This window comes from Enterobacter cloacae complex sp. IR53030 (genome assembly GCF_049238365.1).
Taxonomy (GTDB): Bacteria; Pseudomonadota; Gammaproteobacteria; order Enterobacterales; family Enterobacteriaceae; genus Enterobacter; species Enterobacter kobei.
Genome location: NZ_JBMKHA010000006.1, coordinates 136,832 through 157,490, shown reverse-complemented (window position 1 = coordinate 157,490; position 20,659 = coordinate 136,832). Strand labels below are relative to the sequence as shown.

At 54.8% G+C, this 20,659-nt stretch carries 13 protein-coding genes; 7 read left to right on the top strand and 6 right to left on the bottom strand.

From position 1 onward, the window contains the following. Nucleotides 1–28 precede the first annotated feature (28 nt). The 4 genes from yfaE to ubiG all read right to left on the bottom strand — a co-directional run bounded on the left by yfaE (nucleotide 29) and on the right by ubiG (nucleotide 4,875). Complete coding sequence (gene yfaE, locus ACOTXR_RS08585) at nucleotides 29–283, bottom strand: class I ribonucleotide reductase maintenance protein YfaE (RefSeq protein ID WP_008500234.1); 255 nt, start codon at nucleotides 281–283, stop codon at nucleotides 29–31. Next, the gene (nrdB, locus tag ACOTXR_RS08580; protein ID WP_014884611.1) at nucleotides 283–1,413 is read right to left on the bottom strand and encodes a class Ia ribonucleoside-diphosphate reductase subunit beta; all 1,131 of its coding nucleotides are present in this window, start codon (nucleotides 1,411–1,413) and stop codon (nucleotides 283–285) included. Before nrdB ends, yfaE begins: the two co-directional genes overlap by 1 nt. A 100-nt stretch (nucleotides 1,414–1,513) precedes the next feature. Continuing rightward, on the bottom strand, nucleotides 1,514–3,799 hold the full coding sequence (gene nrdA, locus ACOTXR_RS08575; RefSeq protein ID WP_014884610.1) for a class 1a ribonucleoside-diphosphate reductase subunit alpha: 2,286 nt from the start codon (nucleotides 3,797–3,799) through the stop codon (nucleotides 1,514–1,516). A gap of 347 nt (nucleotides 3,800–4,146) precedes the next feature. Then, nucleotides 4,147–4,875, bottom strand: a complete 729-nt coding sequence (ubiG, locus tag ACOTXR_RS08570) for a bifunctional 2-polyprenyl-6-hydroxyphenol methylase/3-demethylubiquinol 3-O-methyltransferase UbiG (RefSeq protein ID WP_014884609.1) — start codon at nucleotides 4,873–4,875, stop codon at nucleotides 4,147–4,149. Nucleotides 4,876–5,021: 146 nt separating this feature from the next. Here ubiG and gyrA point away from each other — a divergent pair, with 146 nt between their 5' ends. Further along, entirely contained in the window at nucleotides 5,022–7,658 is a 2,637-nt protein-coding gene (gene gyrA, locus ACOTXR_RS08565; protein WP_014884608.1) for a DNA topoisomerase (ATP-hydrolyzing) subunit A, read from the top strand. Nucleotides 7,659–7,792: 134 nt separating this feature from the next. Continuing rightward, nucleotides 7,793–10,639, top strand: a complete 2,847-nt coding sequence (gene rcsC / locus ACOTXR_RS08560; protein WP_023330948.1) for a two-component system sensor histidine kinase RcsC — start codon at nucleotides 7,793–7,795, stop codon at nucleotides 10,637–10,639. Between the two features lie 79 nt (nucleotides 10,640–10,718). Here rcsC and rcsB read toward each other — a convergent pair whose 3' ends face one another. Continuing rightward, the gene (gene rcsB, locus ACOTXR_RS08555) at nucleotides 10,719–11,369 is read right to left on the bottom strand and encodes a response regulator transcription factor RcsB (protein WP_003859405.1); all 651 of its coding nucleotides are present in this window, start codon (nucleotides 11,367–11,369) and stop codon (nucleotides 10,719–10,721) included. Between the two features lie 16 nt (nucleotides 11,370–11,385). Continuing rightward, nucleotides 11,386–14,058, bottom strand: a complete 2,673-nt coding sequence (rcsD, locus tag ACOTXR_RS08550) for a phosphotransferase RcsD (protein WP_058691099.1) — start codon at nucleotides 14,056–14,058, stop codon at nucleotides 11,386–11,388. A 743-nt stretch (nucleotides 14,059–14,801) separates the two neighbouring features. On the opposite strand from rcsD, the gene ACOTXR_RS08545 reads away from it, so the two are divergent. The 5 genes from ACOTXR_RS08545 (at nucleotide 14,802) to ACOTXR_RS08525 (ending at nucleotide 20,588) form a co-directional block, all read left to right on the top strand. Continuing rightward, entirely contained in the window at nucleotides 14,802–15,917 is a 1,116-nt protein-coding gene (locus ACOTXR_RS08545; protein ID WP_014884606.1) for a porin OmpC, read from the top strand. A gap of 115 nt (nucleotides 15,918–16,032) precedes the next feature. Beyond that, on the top strand, nucleotides 16,033–17,088 hold the full coding sequence (gene apbE, locus ACOTXR_RS08540; RefSeq protein ID WP_045134321.1) for an FAD:protein FMN transferase ApbE: 1,056 nt from the start codon (nucleotides 16,033–16,035) through the stop codon (nucleotides 17,086–17,088). Nucleotides 17,089–17,160: 72 nt separating this feature from the next. Continuing rightward, complete coding sequence (gene ada / locus ACOTXR_RS08535; RefSeq protein WP_058691098.1) at nucleotides 17,161–18,219, top strand: bifunctional DNA-binding transcriptional regulator/O6-methylguanine-DNA methyltransferase Ada; 1,059 nt, start codon at nucleotides 17,161–17,163, stop codon at nucleotides 18,217–18,219. Further along, entirely contained in the window at nucleotides 18,219–18,875 is a 657-nt protein-coding gene (alkB, locus tag ACOTXR_RS08530) for a DNA oxidative demethylase AlkB (RefSeq protein ID WP_421767017.1), read from the top strand. Before ada ends, alkB begins: the two co-directional genes overlap by 1 nt. 69 nt (nucleotides 18,876–18,944) lie before the next feature. Next, complete coding sequence (locus ACOTXR_RS08525; RefSeq protein ID WP_058691122.1) at nucleotides 18,945–20,588, top strand: multidrug ABC transporter permease/ATP-binding protein; 1,644 nt, start codon at nucleotides 18,945–18,947, stop codon at nucleotides 20,586–20,588. The last annotated feature ends 71 nt before the right edge of the window (nucleotides 20,589–20,659 follow it).

Here is a 20,659-nt window from a genome sequence, read left to right as displayed (position 1 = left end):
CTCCCACAGGGAGAGGGAACCAGGGCAATTACATCTCGATCTCAATATCGCCTTTTGCCCGGCAGCAGCAGGGCAAAATTTCCCCTTCGTTGATAAAGGCCAGCGGTTCAGTCAGCCAGTCCACCTGGCCGGCGACCAGACGGCAGCGGCAGGAGCCGCAATAGCCGGAACGACACTGGTACTCTACTTCTACCTGATGCGCCTCAAGCGCCACCAGCAGAGAAGGGTGCTCCTCCCGACACAGCACCTCAGTGCCGGAAAGACTTAACGTGACGCGTGACATCAGAGCTGGAAGTCGCTCAGGTCGTCAGTGTTGACTTCAGAATCAATCTGACCGACCAGGTAAGAACTTACCTCCACTTCCTGAGGCGCAACCTGCACGTTATCGGACACCAGCCAGGTGTTGATCCACGGGATTGGGTTAGAACGCGTCTGGAACGGCAGGTCGAGACCGACAGCCTGCATACGGATGTTGGTGATGTACTCAACGTACTGGCAGAGAATGTCTTTGTTCAGGCCAATCATGGAACCGTCGCGGAACAGGTAATCTGCCCACTCTTTCTCCTGCTGAGCCGCCAGCACGAACAGATCATAGCACTCCTGCTTGCACTCTTCGGCGATTTCCGCCATCTCCGGGTCATCCGTACCGCTGCGCAGCAGGTTCAGCATGTGCTGGGTGCCGGTCAGGTGCAGGGCTTCATCACGGGCGATCAGACGGATGATTTTGGCGTTGCCTTCCATCAGTTTGCGCTCGGCAAAGGCGAAGGAGCAGGCGAAGCTCACGTAGAAGCGGATCGCTTCCAGCGCGTTGACGCTCATCAGGCACAGGTACAGCTGTTTTTTCAGCGCGCGCAGGTTCACGGTAACGGTTTTACCGTTCACGTTATGCGTACCTTCGCCCAGCAGGTGCCAGTAGCTGGTCATCTCAATCAGTTCGTCGTAATAGTGCGCAATGCCTTCCGCACGCTTCTGGATCTGCTCGTTGGTGACGATATCGTCAAACACCACCGCCGGATCGTTCACGATGTTGCGGATGATGTGTGTATAAGAGCGGGAGTGGATCGTCTCGGAGAACGCCCAGGTTTCCACCCAGGTTTCCAGCTCGGGAATGGAAATCAGCGGCAGCAGCGCTACGTTCGGGCTACGGCCCTGAATGGAATCCAGCAGCGTCTGGTACTTCAGGTTGCTGATGAAGATATGCTTTTCGTGATCCGGCAGCGACTGGTAATCAATGCGATCGCGGGAGACGTCTACTTCTTCCGGACGCCAGAAGAAGGAGAGTTGCTTTTCAATCAGCTTTTCGAAGATGTCATATTTTTGCTGATCGTAGCGTGCCACGTTGACCGGCTGGCCAAAGAACATCGGCTCTTTGAGCTGGTCGTTTTTCGTCTGTGAAAATGTGGTGTATGCCATTGCGGTGAGTCCTGTTGAGATTTTATTGCCCGGCAACACTGCGTTTGCCGGGCCTACAAAACCGTAGGCCGGGTAAGCGTAGCGCCACCCGGCGAAGTGCTTAGATCTTACATGCGCCGCTTTCGCAGCCATCGTCCTGAATTGACGGTACCATGTCGTCCTGCGCGTCTTCTGCACCGTCACGGGTGTTGTGATAGTACAGCGTTTTCACGCCAAATTTGTAGGCGGTCAGCAGGTCTTTCAACAGCTGCTGCATCGGTACCTTGCCAGACGGGAAACGCGTCGGGTCATAGTTGGTATTGGCAGAGATCGACTGGTCGATAAACTTCTGCATGATACCCACCAGCTGCAGGTAGCCGTCGTTGTTTGGCATTTCCCACAGCAGCTCGTAGTTGTTCCCGAGTGTTTCGTAGTCCGGTACCACCTGACGCAGCACGCCGTCTTTCGACGCTTTGATGCTGACGTGGCCGCGCGGCGGCTCAATACCGTTAGTGGCGTTGGAGATCTGCGAAGAGGTCTCAGACGGCATCAGGGCAGAGAGCGTGGAGTTGCGCAGACCGTGAGTCTTGATGGACTCGCGCAGGCCTTCCCAGTCAAGGTGCAGCGGCTCGCTGACGATCGCATCCAGGTCTTTCTTGTAGGTGTCGATCGGCAGAATGCCTTTTGCATAGGTGGTTTCGTTGAACCACGGGCATGCGCCTTGCTCTTTCGCCAGCTCGTTAGACGCTTTCATCAGGTAATACTGAATGGCTTCGAACGTCTGGTGCGTCAGGTTATTGGCGCTGCCGTCGGAGTAACGCTTACCGTTTTTCGCCAGCCAGTAGGCGAAGTTAATCACGCCGATACCCAGGGTACGACGACCCATCGCGCCACGTTTAGCGGCCGGAATTGGGTAATCCTGGTAGTCCAGCAGGGCGTCGAGCGCGCGAACCGCCAGCACGGCCAGCTCTTCCAGCTCGTCCAGGCTTTTAATTGCACCCAGGTTGAACGCAGACAGCGTACACAGCGCAATTTCGCCATTTTCGTCGTTCACGTCTTCCAGCGGCTTGGTCGGCAGGGCGATCTCAAGGCACAGGTTAGACTGGCGTACTGGCGCAACCACCGGATCAAACGGGCTATGGGTGTTGCAGTGGTCAACGTTCTGGATGTAGATACGGCCGGTAGAGGCACGCTCCTGCATCATCAGGGAGAACAGATCGACCGCCTTCACGCGCTGCTTGCGGATGCTGTCGTCTTTTTCATATTTGGTGTACAGACGCTCGAACTCGTCCTGATCGGCGAAGAACGCGTCGTACAGGCCCGGGACGTCGGACGGGCTGAACAGGGTAATGTCTTCCCCTTTCAGCAGACGGGTGTACATCAGTTTGTTGATCTGTACGCCGTAGTCCATGTGACGCACGCGGTTGCCTTCCACGCCACGGTTGTTTTTCAGCACCAGCAGGCTTTCCACTTCCAGGTGCCACATTGGGTAGAACAGGGTCGCAGCACCGCCGCGCACGCCGCCCTGAGAGCAGGATTTCACTGCCGTCTGGAAGTGCTTGTAGAATGGGATACAGCCGGTGTGGAACGCTTCACCGCCGCGAATCGGGCTGCCCAGTGCACGGATGCGACCGGCGTTGATGCCGATACCGGCGCGCTGGGAGACGTATTTCACAATGGCGCTGGAGGTCGCATTGATGGAATCCAGACTGTCGCCACACTCGATCAGTACGCAGGAGCTGAACTGACGGGTAGGGGTACGCACGCCAGACATGATTGGCGTTGGCAGAGAAATCTTGAACGTCGATACCGCATCGTAGAAACGCTTCACGTAATCCAGACGGGTGTCACGCGGGTAGTTTGAGAACAGGCAGGCGGCCACCAGAATATAGAGGAACTGGGCGCTTTCGTAGATCTCACCGGTAACGCGGTTCTGAACCAGGTATTTGCCTTCGAGCTGCTTCACCGCCGCATAGGAGAAATTCATATCGCGCCAGTGATCGATAAACCCGTTCATCTGCTCGAACTCTTCTTCCGTATAGTCTTCCAGCAGATGCGTGTCGTATTTGCCCAGCTCAACCATTTTCACCACGTGATCGTAAAGCGCAGGCGGCTCAAACTGGCCGTAGGCTTTTTTACGCAGGTGGAAAATCGCCAGACGTGCAGCAAGGTACTGATAATCCGGTGCGTCGCGGGAGATCAGATCTGCCGCTGCTTTGATAATCGTTTCGTGGATATCAGACGTTTTGATGCCGTCGTAGAACTGAATGTGGGAACGCAGTTCAACCTGGGAGATAGATACGTTGTTCAGTCCTTCTGCTGCCCAGTCGAGAACTCGATGGATTTTGTCCAGATTGATACGCTCGGTCGTCCCGTCGCGCTTTGTCACCAGCAGACTCTGATTCATGTGGGTTTTACCTGTCCGTGAAATAAAAAATATCCCCCGCTTATCCACAGAACCGTCTTGTGACTAACTCTGTGGATAAATACTACATATAGGGGGTTTGCGATAAGAAAAACGCTATATGGTGAGTATTCTAGTATCGAATCTTTTCAGCACAAGGGTTGATTTTGACGTTAAATTGAGGTTGTGAAAGGGTAAAAAAGGCTAAGTCCTCGTACCGTAAGGCCTGGACGACATGTCAATAATTAAGAAAAAAAATTCAAAATTTGATCGAGTGCTGATTTCTTCAACGGGAGGGCAGAATTGCGCAACATGATGTCGCGCAATCTTTATAAGAATAACGAATGACGTTAGTCGTTTTTGGCGGTTGTATGCAACATATAGTTAACATCCACGCCCGGGGCGAGTTTGAATTTATCGGTCAGCGGATTGTAGTGCAGGCCGGTAATGTGCTGCTCTTTGAGCCACGTCCGATCAACCCAGCTCAGTAATTCAGCAGGCTTGATGAATTTCTTCACGTCGTGCGTGCCTTTTGGCACCATGCGCAGCACATATTCCGCGCCGACAACGGCCATCAGCCAGGCTTTACCGTTACGGTTGATGGTTGAGAAGAAGACCTGGCCGCCCGGTTTCACCAGTTTTGCGCAGGCGTTCACCACGGATTGCGGATCGGGAACGTGTTCCAGCATCTCCATGCAGGTCACCACATCATACTGGTGGGCATGTTTTGCCGCGTGTTCTTCCACGGTTTCCTGCACGTATTCAACCTGGATCCCTGACTCCAGCGCATGGAGACGGGCCACCTGCAAGGGTTCAAAGCCCATATCCAGACCGGTGACCGTCGCGCCTTCGCGCGCCATGCTCTCCGCCAGGATGCCGCCGCCGCAGCCGACATCAAGCACCTTCTTACCGAACAGGCCGCCGGAACGCTCCGCGATATAGCCCAGACGCAGCGGGTTAATGCGATGCAGCGGTTTGAACTCACCTTCGAGATCCCACCAGCGGGACGCCACCGCTTCAAATTTGGCAATCTCTTCGTGGTCAACGTTGTGAGCCACCGGGGATTTTTCGGCATTCATGGGCGCTTTTACTCCTTATTTAGCAAGACAAAGGAGTATATCAGGCAATCCCCATGAATAAAGCGTATAGGTTTACCTCAATCACCGCGGCTGTGTTATAATTTGCGACCTTTGAATCCGGGATACAGTAGAGGGATAGCGGTTAGATGAGCGACCTTGCGAGAGAAATTACACCGGTTAACATCGAGGAAGAGCTGAAGAGCTCCTATCTGGACTATGCGATGTCGGTCATTGTTGGCCGTGCGCTGCCGGACGTCCGAGATGGCCTGAAGCCGGTACACCGTCGCGTACTATACGCCATGAACGTATTGGGCAATGACTGGAATAAAGCCTACAAAAAATCTGCCCGTGTCGTTGGTGACGTAATCGGTAAATACCATCCCCATGGTGATTCCGCGGTGTACGACACTATCGTCCGTATGGCGCAGCCATTCTCGCTGCGTTACATGCTGGTAGATGGTCAGGGTAACTTTGGTTCTATCGACGGCGACTCCGCCGCGGCAATGCGTTATACGGAAATCCGTCTGGCGAAGATTGCCCATGAGCTGATGGCCGACCTGGAAAAAGAGACGGTTGATTTCGTTGATAACTACGACGGCACGGAAAAAATCCCTGACGTCATGCCGACGAAAATCCCTAACCTGCTGGTGAACGGCTCGTCCGGTATCGCCGTGGGTATGGCAACTAACATTCCGCCGCACAACATCACGGAAGTGATCAACGGCTGCCTGGCCTATATCGAAGATGAAGACATCAGCATTGAAGGGCTGATGGAGCACATCCCGGGCCCGGACTTCCCGACGGCGGCGATCATCAACGGTCGTCGCGGTATTGAAGAAGCGTACCGCACCGGTCGCGGCAAGATTTACATCCGTGCCCGCGCCGAAGTGGAAGCGGACGCTAAAACCGGCCGTGAAACCATTATTGTTCACGAGATCCCGTATCAGGTGAACAAAGCCCGTCTGATTGAAAAAATCGCCGAGCTGGTAAAAGAAAAACGTGTTGAAGGCATCAGCGCGCTGCGTGACGAGTCTGATAAAGACGGTATGCGCATCGTGATTGAGATCAAACGCGACGCGGTGGGTGAGGTTGTACTGAACAATCTGTACTCCCAGACTCAGCTTCAGGTCTCCTTCGGTATCAACATGGTGGCACTGCACCATGGTCAGCCGAAGATCATGAACCTGAAAGAGATCCTGAGCGCGTTCGTGCGTCACCGCCGCGAAGTGGTGACCCGCCGTACCATCTTTGAACTGCGCAAAGCGCGCGACCGTGCGCACATCCTTGAAGCGCTGGCGGTTGCGCTGGCCAACATCGACCCGATCATTGAACTGATTCGTCGCGCGCCAACCCCGGCAGAAGCAAAAGCCGGACTGGTATCCCGTCCGTGGGATCTGGGTAACGTGGCGGCGATGCTGGAGCGTGCGGGTGATGACGCGGCGCGTCCTGAGTGGCTGGAACCTGAGTTCGGCGTACGTGACGGTCAGTACTACCTGACTGAACAGCAGGCCCAGGCGATTCTGGATCTGCGTCTGCAGAAACTGACCGGCCTTGAGCATGAAAAACTGCTCGACGAATACAAAGAGCTGCTGGAGCAAATTGCCGAGCTGCTGCACATTCTGGGCAGCGCAGAGCGCCTGATGGAAGTGATCCGCGAAGAGCTGGAGCTGGTCCGCGACCAGTTTGGCGACGAGCGCCGCACCGAAATCACCGCGAACAGCTCTGATATCAACATTGAAGATCTGATCAACCGCGAAGATGTGGTGGTCACCCTGTCTCACCAGGGCTATGTGAAGTATCAGCCGTTGACCGACTACGAAGCACAGCGTCGTGGCGGCAAGGGCAAGTCTGCGGCACGTATTAAAGAAGAAGACTTTATTGACCGTCTGCTGGTGGCCAACACCCACGACACGATCCTCTGCTTCTCCAGCCGTGGCCGTCTGTACTGGATGAAAGTCTATCAGCTGCCTGAAGCGAGCCGTGGCGCGCGTGGTCGTCCAATCGTCAACCTGCTGCCGCTGGAAGCGAACGAACGTATCACCGCCATTCTGCCGGTACGCGAGTACGAAGAGGGCGTGAACGTCTTTATGGCGACCGCCAGCGGTACCGTGAAGAAAACCGCGCTGACCGAGTTCAGCCGTCCACGTTCCGCCGGGATCATCGCGGTGAACCTGAACGAAGGCGACGAGCTGATCGGTGTGGATCTGACCTCCGGTTCTGATGAAGTCATGCTGTTCTCTGCGGCCGGTAAAGTGGTGCGCTTCAAAGAGAACGCTGTGCGCGCAATGGGTCGTACAGCGACCGGTGTACGCGGTATCAAACTGGCGGGTGAAGATTCCGTTGTTTCCCTGATCGTTCCTCGCGGCGAAGGTGCAATCCTGACCGTCACCCAGAACGGTTACGGTAAACGTACCGCGGAAAGCGAATACCCGACCAAATCACGTGGCACGCAGGGCGTTATCTCTATTAAGGTTACCGAGCGCAACGGTTCCGTTGTGGGTGCGGTACAGGTCGATGATGCCGACCAGATCATGATGATCACTGATGCCGGTACGCTGGTGCGTACACGCGTATCTGAGATCAGCGTGGTGGGTCGTAACACCCAGGGCGTTATCCTCATCCGTACTGCGGAAGATGAAAACGTGGTGGGTCTGCAGCGCGTGGCTGAGCCGGTGGATGACGAAGAGCTCGATTCCATCGACGGTAGCGTTGCGGAAGGTGACGATGAAATCGCGCCGGAAGCGGACACCGACGATGATGCAGCGGATGACGCTGACGAGTAATGTCTCCTGACGCAAAAAGGGCCGGATTCCGGCCCTTTTCTTTTACGTAAGCAGACAAGTGAACGTTGCGGCAAGCCGCGTTTACCGCTACCTTAACCACATTCTTTTGACCCCGACGGCGGAGCCTCGCCCCTTTGAAATACCTCGTCTCCTTTCGTACCACGCTGAAAGTTTCTCGCTATCTGTTCCGGGCGCTGGCGCTCCTGCTTTGGTTGCTGGTGGTCCTGCTGTCGGTGTTCTACATCGTCAACGCGCTGCACAAGAAAGAAGCGGAGATCCGCCAGGAGTTTAATTTAAGCTCCGATCAGGCCCAGCGTTACATTCAGCGAACATCTGATGTAATGAAGGAGCTGAAGTATATTGCCGAAAACCGACTGACGGCGGAAAACGGCATCCTGGCGCTTCGCGGGCGTAATGACAAAACCGAAGTGCCGGACTTCCAGCCGCTGTTCCCGGACTCCGACTGCTCCACCATGAGCAACACCTGGCGCGGGTCGCTGGAATCCCTCGCCTGGTTTATGCGCTACTGGCGCGACAATTTCTCCGCCGCCTACGATCTCAATCGCGTCTTCCTGATTGGCAGCGAAAATCTCTGCATGGCTGACTTCGGCCTGCGCGATGTGCCCGTCGAGCGTGATGATGCGCTGAAAAGCCTGCATGAGCGTATTGTGAAATATCGCAATGCGCCACAGGACGAGCGCGGGAATAACATCTTCTGGATTAGCCAGGGGCCGCGCATGGGCGTGGGCTATTTCTACGCGCTGACGCCGGTTTACCTCGGTAACCGCCTGCAGGCTCTGCTGGGCATTGAGCAGACCATCCGCATGGAAAACTTCTTCACCCCAGGCAGCCTGCCGATGGGTGTGACCATTCTTGATGAAAACGGACATCAGCTGATCTCGCTTGCTGGGCCGGATAACCGTTTGAACGTCGATCCGCACTGGATGCAGGAACGCTCGTGGTTTGGTTACACCTCCGGCTTTCGTGAGCTGGTGCTGAAAAAAAGCCTGCCACCGTCGTCGCTGAGTATCGTCTACTCGCTGCCGGTCGATATGGTACTGGAGCGGATACGCATTCTGATTATGAATGCAATTCTGCTCAACCTGCTGGTGGGAGGGGCGCTGTTTACGCTGGCGCGCATGTATGAGCGAAGAATCTTTATTCCCGCCGAAAGCGACGCCCAGCGTCTGGAAGAGCACGAGCAGTTTAACCGTAAGATAGTTGCCTCGGCACCGGTGGGGATCTGTATTCTGCGTACTCAGGACGGGACCAACATCCTGAGTAACGAGCTAGCGCACAACTATCTGAACATGCTGACGCATGAGGATCGCCAAAGGCTGACGCAAATCATCTGCGGTCAGCAGGTAAACTTTGTCGACGTGCTCACCAGCACCCATACCAACCTGCAGATCAGCTTTGTTCACTCCCGCTATCGTAATGAAAACGTGGCGATTTGCGTGCTGGTGGATGTCTCCGCACGCGTGAAGATGGAGGAGTCGTTGCAGGAGATGGCGCAGGCGGCGGAGCAGGCCAGCCAGTCGAAATCTATGTTCCTTGCCACCGTCAGCCACGAGTTGCGTACGCCACTGTACGGGATTATCGGTAACCTCGACCTGTTGCAGACGAAAGAGCTGCCGAAAGGGGTCGACAGGCTGGTGACGGCGATGAACAACTCCTCCAGTCTGCTGCTGAAAATCATCAGCGATATTCTCGATTTCTCTAAAATTGAGTCTGAGCAGTTGAAAATCGAACCGCGGGAGTTTTCGCCGCGTGAAGTGATGAACCACATCAGCGCCAACTATCTGCCGCTGGTGGTGCGTAAACAGCTGGGGCTCTACTGCTTTATTGAACCGGATGTGCCGCTGACGCTGCACGGCGATCCGATGCGCCTGCAGCAGGTCATCTCTAACCTGCTTAGCAACGCCATCAAATTCACCGATATTGGCTGTATCGTGTTACACGTCTGCCGGGCGGGGGATTACCTGAGCATTCGCGTCCGTGACACGGGTGTGGGCATCCCGGCGAAGGAAGTGGTTCGCCTGTTCGACCCGTTCTTCCAGGTCGGCACCGGCGTGCAGCGTAACTTCCAGGGCACCGGTCTGGGGCTGGCGATTTGTGAGAAGCTCGTCAGCATGATGGACGGTGATATCTCGGTGGATACCGAGCCCGGCATGGGCAGCCAGTTCACCATCCGTATTCCGCTCTATTCGGCGCAGTATCCGGCAAAAGCGACGGTTGACGGGCTGAGCGATAAGCGCTGCTGGCTGGCGGTGAATAACGCTTCGCTGAATGATTACCTGACGGCGCTGCTTACCCATAGCGGCGTGAGGGTGTGCCGCTATGAAGACCAGACGCCGGACGCGGATGACGTGCTGATCGCCGACGAGATGCCGGAACAGGCGTGGCAGGGGAGAGGAACGGTACTCTTCTGTCGTCGCCACATTGGCATACCGGTTGAACGTGCGCCGGGAGAGTGGGTACACAGTGTCGCCACGCCGCATGAGCTGTTGAGCCTGCTGGCACGCATCTACAAAGTGCAGCTGGAAGAGAACGACGGAGCCGGTGAATTGCCGTCACCGGAAGGTCTGGCGTCAGTGAATGACGATATGATGATTCTGGTCGTGGATGACCATCCGATTAACCGCCGACTGCTGGCAGACCAGCTCGGGTCGCTTGGCTACCAGTGCAAAACGGCCAATGACGGCGTGGACGCGCTGAATGTGCTGAGTAAAAATCATATTGATATCGTTCTCAGTGACGTCAACATGCCTAACATGGACGGCTACCGTCTGACGCAACGTATCCGCCAGCTTGGCCTGACGTTGCCGGTGGTGGGCGTCACGGCGAACGCGCTGGCGGAAGAGAAACAGCGATGCCTGGAGTCAGGCATGGACAGCTGTCTGTCGAAACCGGTCACGCTGGACGTGCTGAAGCAGACCTTGTCGGTCTATGCGGAACGCGTCAGGAAAACGAGGATCTAAAAAAGGCCCTTTCGGGCCTTTTTTATTTGCCCGGCGGCGCTTCGCTTGCGCGAACACCACCCGGCATTTACTGCGGTGATCAATCCTTGTCCGTTGCGCTCAGCGTCACGGAGGAGAGATAGTTCAGCAGGGCAATATCGTTGTCCACACCCAGCTTCATCATTGCGGATTTCTTCTGGCTGCTGATGGTTTTAATACTGCGGTTCAGCTTCTTGGCAATCTCGGTCACCAGGAAACCTTCAGCGAACAGGCGCAGAACTTCGCTCTCTTTCGGTGACAGACGTTTGTCACCGTAGCCACCCGCGCTGATTTTTTCCAGCAGACGAGAGACGCTCTCAGGCGTGAACTTCTTGCCTTTCTGCAGCGCAGCGAGCGCTTTTGGCAGATCGGTCGGTGCGCCTTGTTTCAGCACAATCCCTTCGATGTCCAGATCCAGCACGGCGCTCAGGATCGCCGGGTTGTTGTTCATGGTCAGAACAATGATCGAGATGTCCGGGAAGTGACGTTTGATATATTTGATGAGCGTAATCCCATCACCGTACTTATCTCCAGGCATGGAGAGATCGGTAATGAGCACGTGCGCATCAAGCTTTGGGAGGTTATTGATCAGTGCTGTAGAGTCTTCAAATTCACCGACTACATTCACCCACTCGATCTGTTCAAGCGATTTGCGAATACCGAACAGTACAATCGGATGGTCATCGGCAATAATTACGTTCATATTGTTCATGTATAAGGCTACCTTGCTACAGCAAGCTTTTGACGTAGTCGTCAATGTCGCTGATGTATTTTTCAATGCCAGAGGCATCTTTCTCACGAATTAGATGTTCCAGCGTTTCACATAACTGCTTGCCGGGAACCAGATTAAGCATGGCAAACACCCCTTTAAGCCGGTGTGCTGTCTGCGCCAGCGCTGCAAAATCATTCGCAGCGGACTCAGTATACAACCGCTTAACATCATCTGGTACTGTATCAACAAAGAGTGAATAGTATCCGCTGGCGTGAAGCTCGGCGTTTTCATTGCCGCCTAACGGGGATTCCGTTATCTCATCCTGCGCCAGCTGCTCTTCTATTAGTTGTAGTACAGCTTCCTGCATCGCATTGCTTATATTAAAGTTGACGCGCAGCTGGCCAGGGCCGATTTTCCGCACGCCTGACTCATCATCGCTTAAAAGCAAGCCCGAGGCAGTAAGATTAGACGGATTATCCGTTAAAAACAGATCAAATTCTTGACTTGCCAGTCGTTCATCCGGCGTGATGCAGGCCGCGCCCCAGTTTTCTAACTGACGCACCACGATGTTGCGGATCTCGTTTGAGGTCACATCCACCATCGCCACCACGTCATCCAGCAGGCGCTCTTCATCTTCTTCCTGCGGATTGACGGCCATTTTCACGTGCAGAGAGTAGCGAGTGCCGAGCGATTCACGTGCTTTGATATTCAGGTGGCCGCCGAGCTTACGCGCCAGCTGATCGCACAGCCAGAAGGTCAGGGCATTAGCCTTACCGTAATGATCGCTTTGTGTGTCATTCAGGAACGGGAAGTGCAGATTATCAATTTCACTCGTCGTGACGCCTTCACCGGTGTCCAGAATGCGGAACGTCAGGCGATCTTCTGCCGACTCGTCGGTGCTCACTTCGAGGGTGATCTTGCCGATCTGCGTGGTGGTCACGGCATACTGAATAATCATCAGCAGAATGCGACGTAGCGCTTCGCGATCGCCATGGCGTTCGTCATTCGCCGGTAAATGGTTGTTGATCAGCAGCTGCAGACCTTTACGCTTGATCACCGGCAGGACTTCCGGAACCACTTCATCGATCAGATCCTGAATGGAGAAGAGGGAAGGCGTACCTTTCCAGAAATCATTCTCCAGCATGTTCGCTAACTGGATCTCATCCACCATACGAACCAGCGAGTCGGCCTGGCAGGCAAGCTGGTGGCTTTCAGAGGTGTTTAACGCAGCCGCCTGGGTTGCCAGCGTTTTTAATGGCTGTTTGAAGGCGTCGCCAATATTCTGCATAAAGGCGGCGCGCCCCTGCTGGTTCTTCTCATACAGCCTTTGCGCCTGCTTGAGTTTCTTATTCACCAGCACTTCGCGATCCTGGTCGCGAATAATGAAGATTTGCGTGCGTGGGGCTACCTGACTGCGGAACTGACGGATCTCGTACAGTTCATTATTGATGGTGGCCTGAATAACCCCCTGGTGCTGATCCGCCATGGTGGTGATGTTCTGCAGGTTAAGATGCGGCAGCAGATGGTCTGCAATTTTATTGCTCATCACCGTGCGGTTCGCTTCCTGATCGTGGACTAACACGCCCAGCGGCAGCACGGAAACAATCTCTTCATTGAGCGCGCGTAACACGCGAAGTTCATTCGTGTTGCCCGAGGTGACCGCAGAGGCGTCGCTCTGACGTCCCGGCTGGAAGCGGAAGGTGCTGTAGCCAAACAGCGCCAGCGCCAGCAGGCCGATATTCAGCAGCAACGGCAGCAAAATATTTTGCAGGGTATCGAGCAGCAGGGTGCCAAACGGTACCTGCCACACCAGGCGCATGCCGGTTGAGTTCAGTGACGAGGCAATTTCAATTTTCGAGCCGTTAAAGGAGATGGTGACGCTCTCTGCGGCCTCTTTGTCGGACGCCGCGCGCATGTTCTGGGTACTGCTGTCTGGCTCCATACGGAAGCTGTCGAGCGGCATATCCGGCGGGATCAAATCATTAATAGGCAAATCAAACGCCACGACCGTCGCCAGATGTCCCGGCTGGTTGAACGTGGTACGCAGGGTAAAATAGTGACCATTTTGCCAGGCCAGGCGGCGCAGCGATGAGAAACTTTCACGCTCATCAAGGGCATTCGCCTGCTGCAGCATTTCTGCACGGCGGGAATCGACGATGCCGCCAACGGTCGTCTCTTTAAAACCAGAAGAGAGATCTTTCAATGGCAGCGTCGAGATCAGGATCATGCTGTTGTCCTGACCATTCAGATAGTACATCGACCACGGCACCGTCTCGGCACCCCAGAGGGTATCCAGATAGGTTGAAATACGCTGCGTCATCTCAAGCGTTGCGCTGTCGTGAGAGCCAAAGATAAGCGCCTCAGTCTTACGCTGCGGTTTTTCGAGATAGTAGACATCCTGCTTAAGCCGGGTCTCCTGAAGCCCATCCCCCGATGCGCTTGCAGGCGCTGCGGCAATATTGTCGTAAATCTGCCAGGTGGCGTAGCGCCAGGTATCAATGCGCTTGTGGACGGCATGAGTGATATCAACCACCTGGTAGCTCTTGTCCTTCAGCCAGGCGTTTACCGCGCTCTGCACCATCACGCCCAGGGTGACTAATAACACAACGATCAAAAGAAGAAAGAAACGGGTGATGCTCCCGGGAAGAAGGGAGAATTTGCTCGGGGCGGTAGTTTCAGTCTGACTCATTGATATCTTTAACCCGTAATGGTCGTGCTCTGTGGCGATAGGGCAGTATAAAGGGTAATACCTGAATTTCCAGCGCCACTGGCCTGGAACAGGCGACTTTTTCAGGGAACACTGAGGAAGAGGCGATGTGCGTTAAAAGTGTACAAGTTCACGATGCGTGTACAAATAAAAGAAACTTCTCGCCAGTAAATAGCACGAATTAACAAGAAATTAAGTTTCTGCTGAATTTTTGCACGTTGGTTGACCCTCGTAACGGGATTAGTTAATAGTCGTTACAATTTCGTGCTGGTAGCACATAAAAAGAAAAGTTACGTAAAGAAGGGTAAAAAAAAACCGAATGCGATGCATTCGGCTCAATTAGGGATAAACAGACATTCAAAACTGAATGACGGTAATAAATAAAGTTAATGATGATAGCGAGAGCTATTTTAGAGATTAGGTGCGATCTTGTTTTGTCATTCAGTGCTGTAACGATTTATATCCCAACACATTGAAATTTAATGGAATAATATTAATTTTGATAATAAATGCTAATTTTCTAAGCTATTTGTGCTTTGTAAAAGTTCCTTGATATTAACATTCTGAAACATGTTGATAGATGAATGAAACATCTTCAAAGTTTTCGTATCATATTCGCATTGGATTATTCTGTAATTTTGCGGAGAATGAAATTGCCGACTGGTTAATGAGGGTTAGCCAGTAAGCAGTGGCAATTATAAGGCATATAACAGAGGGTTAATAAAATGAAAGTTAAAGTACTGTCCCTCCTGGTACCAGCACTGCTGGTAGCAGGCGCAGCAAATGCGGCTGAAATTTATAACAAAGATGGCAACAAATTAGATCTGTACGGCAAAGTTGATGGTCTGCACTATTTCTCTGACGACAAGAGTGCTGACGGTGACCAGACCTACATGCGTCTTGGCTTCAAAGGCGAAACTCAGGTTAACGATCAGCTGACCGGTTACGGCCAGTGGGAATACCAGATCCAGGGCAACACAACAGAAAGCGACAACCAGGCCTGGACCCGTGTGGCGTTTGCTGGTCTGAAATTCGCTGAAGCGGGTTCTTTCGATTACGGTCGTAACTACGGTGTGATCTACGACGTAACATCCTGGACTGACGTGCTGCCAGAATTTGGTGGTGATACCTACGGTGCAGACAACTTCCTGCAATCTCGTGCTAACGGCGTGGCAACCTACCGTAACCAGGACTTCTTTGGTCTGGTGGATGGCCTGAACTTTGCTCTGCAGTATCAGGGTAAAAACGGTAGCGTAAGCGGTGAAAACGACACCGGTCGTAGCACCCTGAAACAGAACGGCGACGGTTACGGTGCGTCCCTGACCTATAACCTGGGCGAAGGCTTCAGCATCGGTGGTGCAATGTCTTCTTCCAAACGTACCGCCGATCAGAACAACACGGCTAACCCAGCCCTGAAAGGCGAAGGCGATCACGCCGAAGTCTATACGGGTGGCCTGAAATACGATGCCAACAACATCTATCTGGCCGCGCAGTACTCTCAGACTTATAACGCAACACGTTTCGGCAACTCTCAGAGCAGCAGCGATATCTACGGTTTCGCTAACAAAGCGCAGAACTTCGAAGTGGTTGCTCAGTACCAGTTCGACTTCGGCCTGCGTCCATCCGTGGCTTACCTGCAGTCTAAAGGTAAGGACATCGAAGGGTATGGCGACCAGGATCTGCTGAAATATGTTGATGTGGGTGCGACTTACTACTTCAACAAAAACATGTCCACCTACGTGGATTACAAAATCAACCTGGTTGATGAAAATGAGTTCACCCGTCAGGCCGGTATCGGTACTGATGATATCGTCGCGCTGGGTCTGGTTTACCAGTTCTAATCGCGTCGTAGTATGACTCAGGGGCCTGATGGCCCCTTTTTTGTGCGTGTTTTTGGATCTCACAATTGACCCGTTTTGGTGTACTCTTGCCGCCCTGGCATGAGGATAATAATGAATGGATATGACTTTTTTACGCGCCAGCTTTCTGGCTATGCTTTTTTTCCTGACCGCATGTAACGATCCCGCCCCCGTGGCGAAAACCGACGCACCCGCTGCCACGGTGCTCGAAGGCAAAACGATGGGCACCTTCTGGCGCGTCAGCGTGATGAATCTCGATAAAACGCGCACGGAAGAACTTCGCGGCAAAATCCAGGCTCAGCTGGACGCCGACGATCAGCTGCTGTCAACCTACAAAAATGACTCGGCGCTGATGCGCTTTAACCTCTCCACCAGTACGTCTCTGTGGCCGGTGAGTGAAGCGATGGCTGATATCGTCACCGAGTCCATTCGCGTGGGATATAAAACCAACGGTGCGATGGACGTGACCGTCGGGCCGCTGGTGAACCTCTGGGGATTTGGCCCGAATAAACAGCCGGTGGTGACGCCCGATCAGGCGGCTATTGATGATGCCCGTGCCCGGACAGGGCTGCAGCATCTGACGGTGATCAATCAGTACGGCCAACAGTACCTGCAAAAAGATATCCCCGATCTGTTTGTCGATCTGTCGACGGTAGGGGAAGGCTACGCGGCGGATCACCTTGCCGCGCTGATGACGCAGGAAGGCATTTCGCGCTATCTGGTCTCCGTGGGCGGCGCGTTAGTCAGCCGGGGCATGAACGCCAGCGATAAACCGTGGCGCGTAGCGATTCAAAAACCGACCGATCGGCAAAATGCCGTGCAGGCGATAGTCGATATCAACGGACATGGCATCAGCACCTCCGGGAGTTACCGTAACTATTACGAGCTTGACGGGAAGCGCATCTCGCATGTTATTGATCCGCAGACCGGGCGGCCGATCGCGCATAATCTGGTCTCGGTGACGGTGATTGCGCCGACGGCGCTGGAAGCCGATGCCTGGGATACCGGCTTAATGGTCCTCGGCCCGGAAAAAGCGAAAGAGGTGGTTCGTCAGGAAGGGCTAGCGGTGTACATGATCACCAAAGAGGGCGACGAGTTTAAAACCTGGAGCTCGCCGCAGTTCAACAGTTTCCTGGTGGGCGACAAAAATTAAAAAGCAAGGTTGCGGGTTTTTTATCAGTGGCACTCAGGCACGCTACAGGTATGCTTGTAAGAGGAGCTGATGATGAAAAATCCAACCTATATGACCGATGAGGATCGCTGGCAGGCTGTACTGGCTCGCGATCCGCGTGCTGACGATCAGTTTGTCTTTGCCGTGCAAACGACGGGGATTGTCTGTCGTCCGTCATGCCGGGCACGTCACGCCCAGCGTAAAAACGTCCACTTTTATCCTGATGTTCACCATGCCATTGAGGCAGGGTTTCGCCCGTGCAAGCGCTGTATGCCGGATAAACGCAATCCGCAGCAGCAGAAGCTGGCGAAAGTGGAGCACGCCTGTCGCCTTCTGGAGCAGGATCCTGCGTTAACGCTGGACGGTCTGGCGCAGCAGGTGGCCATGAGTCCTTTTCACTTCCACCGGCTGTTTAAGTCCGTCACCGGAATGACGCCAAAAGCCTGGCAGCAGGCGGCGCGCGGTCAACGTCTGCGCACGGCGCTTGCCCAGGGGGATACCGTTACCGATGCCGTGCTGGCCGCAGGCTTTCCCGACAGCAGCAGCTATTATCGTAAAGCCACGGATGCGCTTGGTATGACGGCGAAACAGTACCGCAAAGGCGACGTGGCGGTGCAATACGCCATCGACGACTGCTCATTAGGACGCTGTCTGGTTGCTGAAAGCGAGCGGGGGATTTGCGCAATACTGCTCGGTGACGACGATGCCGAATTAGCCGGGGAGCTGGCGACGCTGTTTCCAAAAGCAGAGCCCGCGCCGCAGGAAGATGCCTTCGCGCAGCGTATCCGCCAGGTGATTGCCAGTATTGATAACCGCGCAGCGCCGCTTGAACTGCCGCTGGATATACGCGGAACCGCGTTCCAGCAGCGAGTCTGGCAGGCCCTTCGTGAAATTCCCTGCGGTGAAACGGCAAGTTATCAGCAGGTGGCGCAGGCGATTGGACAACCCAACGCGGTACGTGCCGTCGCGGGAGCCTGTGCGGCAAACAGGCTGGCGATTGTGATCCCCTGTCACCGCGTTGTCCGTAACGATGGCGCACTGTCGGGTTACCGATGGGGGACGGCGCGAAAAGCGCTATTGCTAAAACGTGAGGCGAAACGCCAGGAGGGATAATGCTCGATCTTTTTGCGGATGCGGAACCCTGGCAGGAACCACTGGCACCGGGGGCGGTTATTTTGCGTCGCTTCGCGCTCTCCCGTGCGGCGGCGCTGCTTGCGGGTATAGAAGAGGTGACGGCGGTTTCCCCGTTTCGCCATATGGTCACGCCGGGCGGTTACACGATGTCGGTGGCCATGGCGAACTGCGGCGAATTAGGGTGGGCGACGAATGAACGAGGCTACCTGTATGCGCCTAACGATCCCGCGACCGGCCAGCCGTGGCCCCCGATGCCTGCGGTTTTTCAGGCTCTCTGCCACGAGGCTGCCGTTGCCGCTGATTATCCTGACTTCCGACCGGATGCCTGCCTGATTAACCGCTACGCCGTCGGCGCGAAACTCTCCCTGCATCAGGATAAAGATGAACCCGATCTCCGCGCGCCCATCGTCTCGGTATCGTTAGGGCTTCCTGCCGTCTTCCAGTTTGGCGGATTACGCCGTAACGATCCGCTCAAACGCATTATTCTGGAGCATGGCGACGTGGTGGTGTGGGGCAGGGAATCGCGGCTGTATTATCACGGCATTCAGCCTCTGAAACCCGGGGTGCATCCCCTCACTGGCGAGTACCGTTTTAACCTGACGTTTCGCCAGGCAGGGTTTAGTAAACAAAAATAAGAATTATTCTTGATGTACACGCCGGGCAGTTTACACTGCTGGCTGATTTTTATTGTCCGGATTGCCTGCATGCAACTACTTCTCCTTGTCTGGCGTCAGTATCGCTGGCCCTTCATTGCCGTCATGGCGTTAAGCCTTGCCAGCGCCGCATTGGGTATTGGCCTGATCGCGTTTATTAACGTGCGGTTGATTGAAATGGTCGATACCTCACTCTCTGTTTTGCCAGAGTTTCTCGGCCTGCTGCTGCTGTTGATGGCGGTTACGCTTGGCTCTCAGCTGGCGCTAACCGCGCTCGGCCACCATTTCGTTTTCCGTTTGCGCAGCGAATTTATCAAGCGGATCCTGGACACTCAGGTTGAACGGGTGGAGCAACTTGGCAGCGCCTCCCTGCTGGCGGGGCTGACCAGTGACGTGCGGGCTATCACCATCGCGTTTGTTCGTCTGCCGGAGCTGGTGCAGGGGATCATTCTGACCTTTGGCTCGGCGGCTTATCTTGCCTGGCTCTCCAGTAAAATGCTGGCGGTGACCGCTCTGTGGATTGCCATTACCATCTGGGGCGGCTTTGTGCTGGTGTCACGCGTCTATAAACACATGGCGGTGCTGCGCGAAACGGAAGATAAACTGTATAACGATTACCAGACGGTGCTGGAAGGGCGCAAGGAGCTGACCCTGAACCGCGAGCGCGCCGAGTATATCTTCAATCACCTCTATATCCCGGACGCGCGCGAATATCGGCATCACATCATCCGCGCCGATACTTACCACCTGAGCGCGGTGAACTGGTCAAATATCATGATGCTGGGCGCCATTGGCCTGGTATTCTGGATGGCGAACAGCCTGGGCTGGGCGGACACCAACGTGGCGGCAACCTACTCACTGACGCTGCTGTTTTTACGCACGCCGCTGCTCTCGGCGGTCGGCGCATTGCCCACCTTGCTGAGTGCACAGGTGGCATTTAACAAGCTCAAAAAATTCGACCTCGCGCCATTTAAGGCGGAATTCCCGCGCCCGCAAGCCTTCCCGGACTGGCATACGCTGGAGCTGCGCGACGTGACGTTCCGCTATAAGGACAACGCCTTCTCCGTGGGGCCGGTCAACCTGACGATTCACCGCGGTGAACTGCTGTTCCTCATCGGCGGTAACGGCAGCGGTAAATCCACGCTGGCGATGTTGCTCACCGGACTCTACCAGCCGCAGTCGGGCGAGATTTTGCTGGACGGTAAGGCGCTGAGTGCCGGGAAACCTGAGGACTACCGCAAGCTCTTTTCGGCGGTATTTACCGACGTCTGGCTGTTCGATCGGCTGCTCGGCCCTGAAGGGCAGCAGGCCAATCCTGTGCTGGTGGAAAAATGGCTGGCACAGCTGCAGATGTCGCACAAGCTGGAGCTTCAGGACGGTAAAATTCTCAACCTGAAGCTCTCTAAAGGGCAGAAGAAGCGCGTGGCGCTGCTGCTGGCGCTGGCGGAAGAGCGCGATATCATTCTGCTGGACGAATGGGCGGCGGATCAGGATCCCCACTTCCGCCGTGAGTTCTATCAGGTGCTGCTGCCGCTGATGCAGGAGATGGGCAAAACCATTTTCGCCATTAGCCACGACGATCACTACTTCATTCACGCCGACCGTCTGCTGGAGATGCGCGATGGCAAGCTGAGCGAATTGACCGGTGACGAGCGTGCGGCGGCCTCGCGTGATGCGGTGGCGCGCACGGCCTGATGCCCTCACCTTAACCCTCTCCCACAGGGAGAGGGGATAGATCGTGGCGGTAATGCCGTTTTTTTCTTCAT

Coding starts and splice junctions, on each gene's coding strand:
- yfaE (WP_008500234.1), bottom strand. CDS start 283: ATGTCACGCGTCACGTTAAGTCTTTCCGGCACTGAGGTGCTGTGTCGG.
- nrdB (WP_014884611.1), bottom strand. CDS start 1,413: ATGGCATACACCACATTTTCACAGACGAAAAACGACCAGCTCAAAGAG.
- nrdA (WP_014884610.1), bottom strand. CDS start 3,799: ATGAATCAGAGTCTGCTGGTGACAAAGCGCGACGGGACGACCGAGCGT.
- ubiG (WP_014884609.1), bottom strand. CDS start 4,875: ATGAATGCCGAAAAATCCCCGGTGGCTCACAACGTTGACCACGAAGAG.
- gyrA (WP_014884608.1), top strand. CDS start 5,022: ATGAGCGACCTTGCGAGAGAAATTACACCGGTTAACATCGAGGAAGAG.
- rcsB (WP_003859405.1), bottom strand. CDS start 11,369: ATGAACAATATGAACGTAATTATTGCCGATGACCATCCGATTGTACTG.
- rcsD (WP_058691099.1), bottom strand. CDS start 14,058: ATGAGTCAGACTGAAACTACCGCCCCGAGCAAATTCTCCCTTCTTCCC.
- ACOTXR_RS08545 (WP_014884606.1), top strand. CDS start 14,802: ATGAAAGTTAAAGTACTGTCCCTCCTGGTACCAGCACTGCTGGTAGCA.
- apbE (WP_045134321.1), top strand. CDS start 16,033: ATGGATATGACTTTTTTACGCGCCAGCTTTCTGGCTATGCTTTTTTTC.
- ada (WP_058691098.1), top strand. CDS start 17,161: ATGAAAAATCCAACCTATATGACCGATGAGGATCGCTGGCAGGCTGTA.
- alkB (WP_421767017.1), top strand. CDS start 18,219: ATGCTCGATCTTTTTGCGGATGCGGAACCCTGGCAGGAACCACTGGCA.
- ACOTXR_RS08525 (WP_058691122.1), top strand. CDS start 18,945: ATGCAACTACTTCTCCTTGTCTGGCGTCAGTATCGCTGGCCCTTCATT.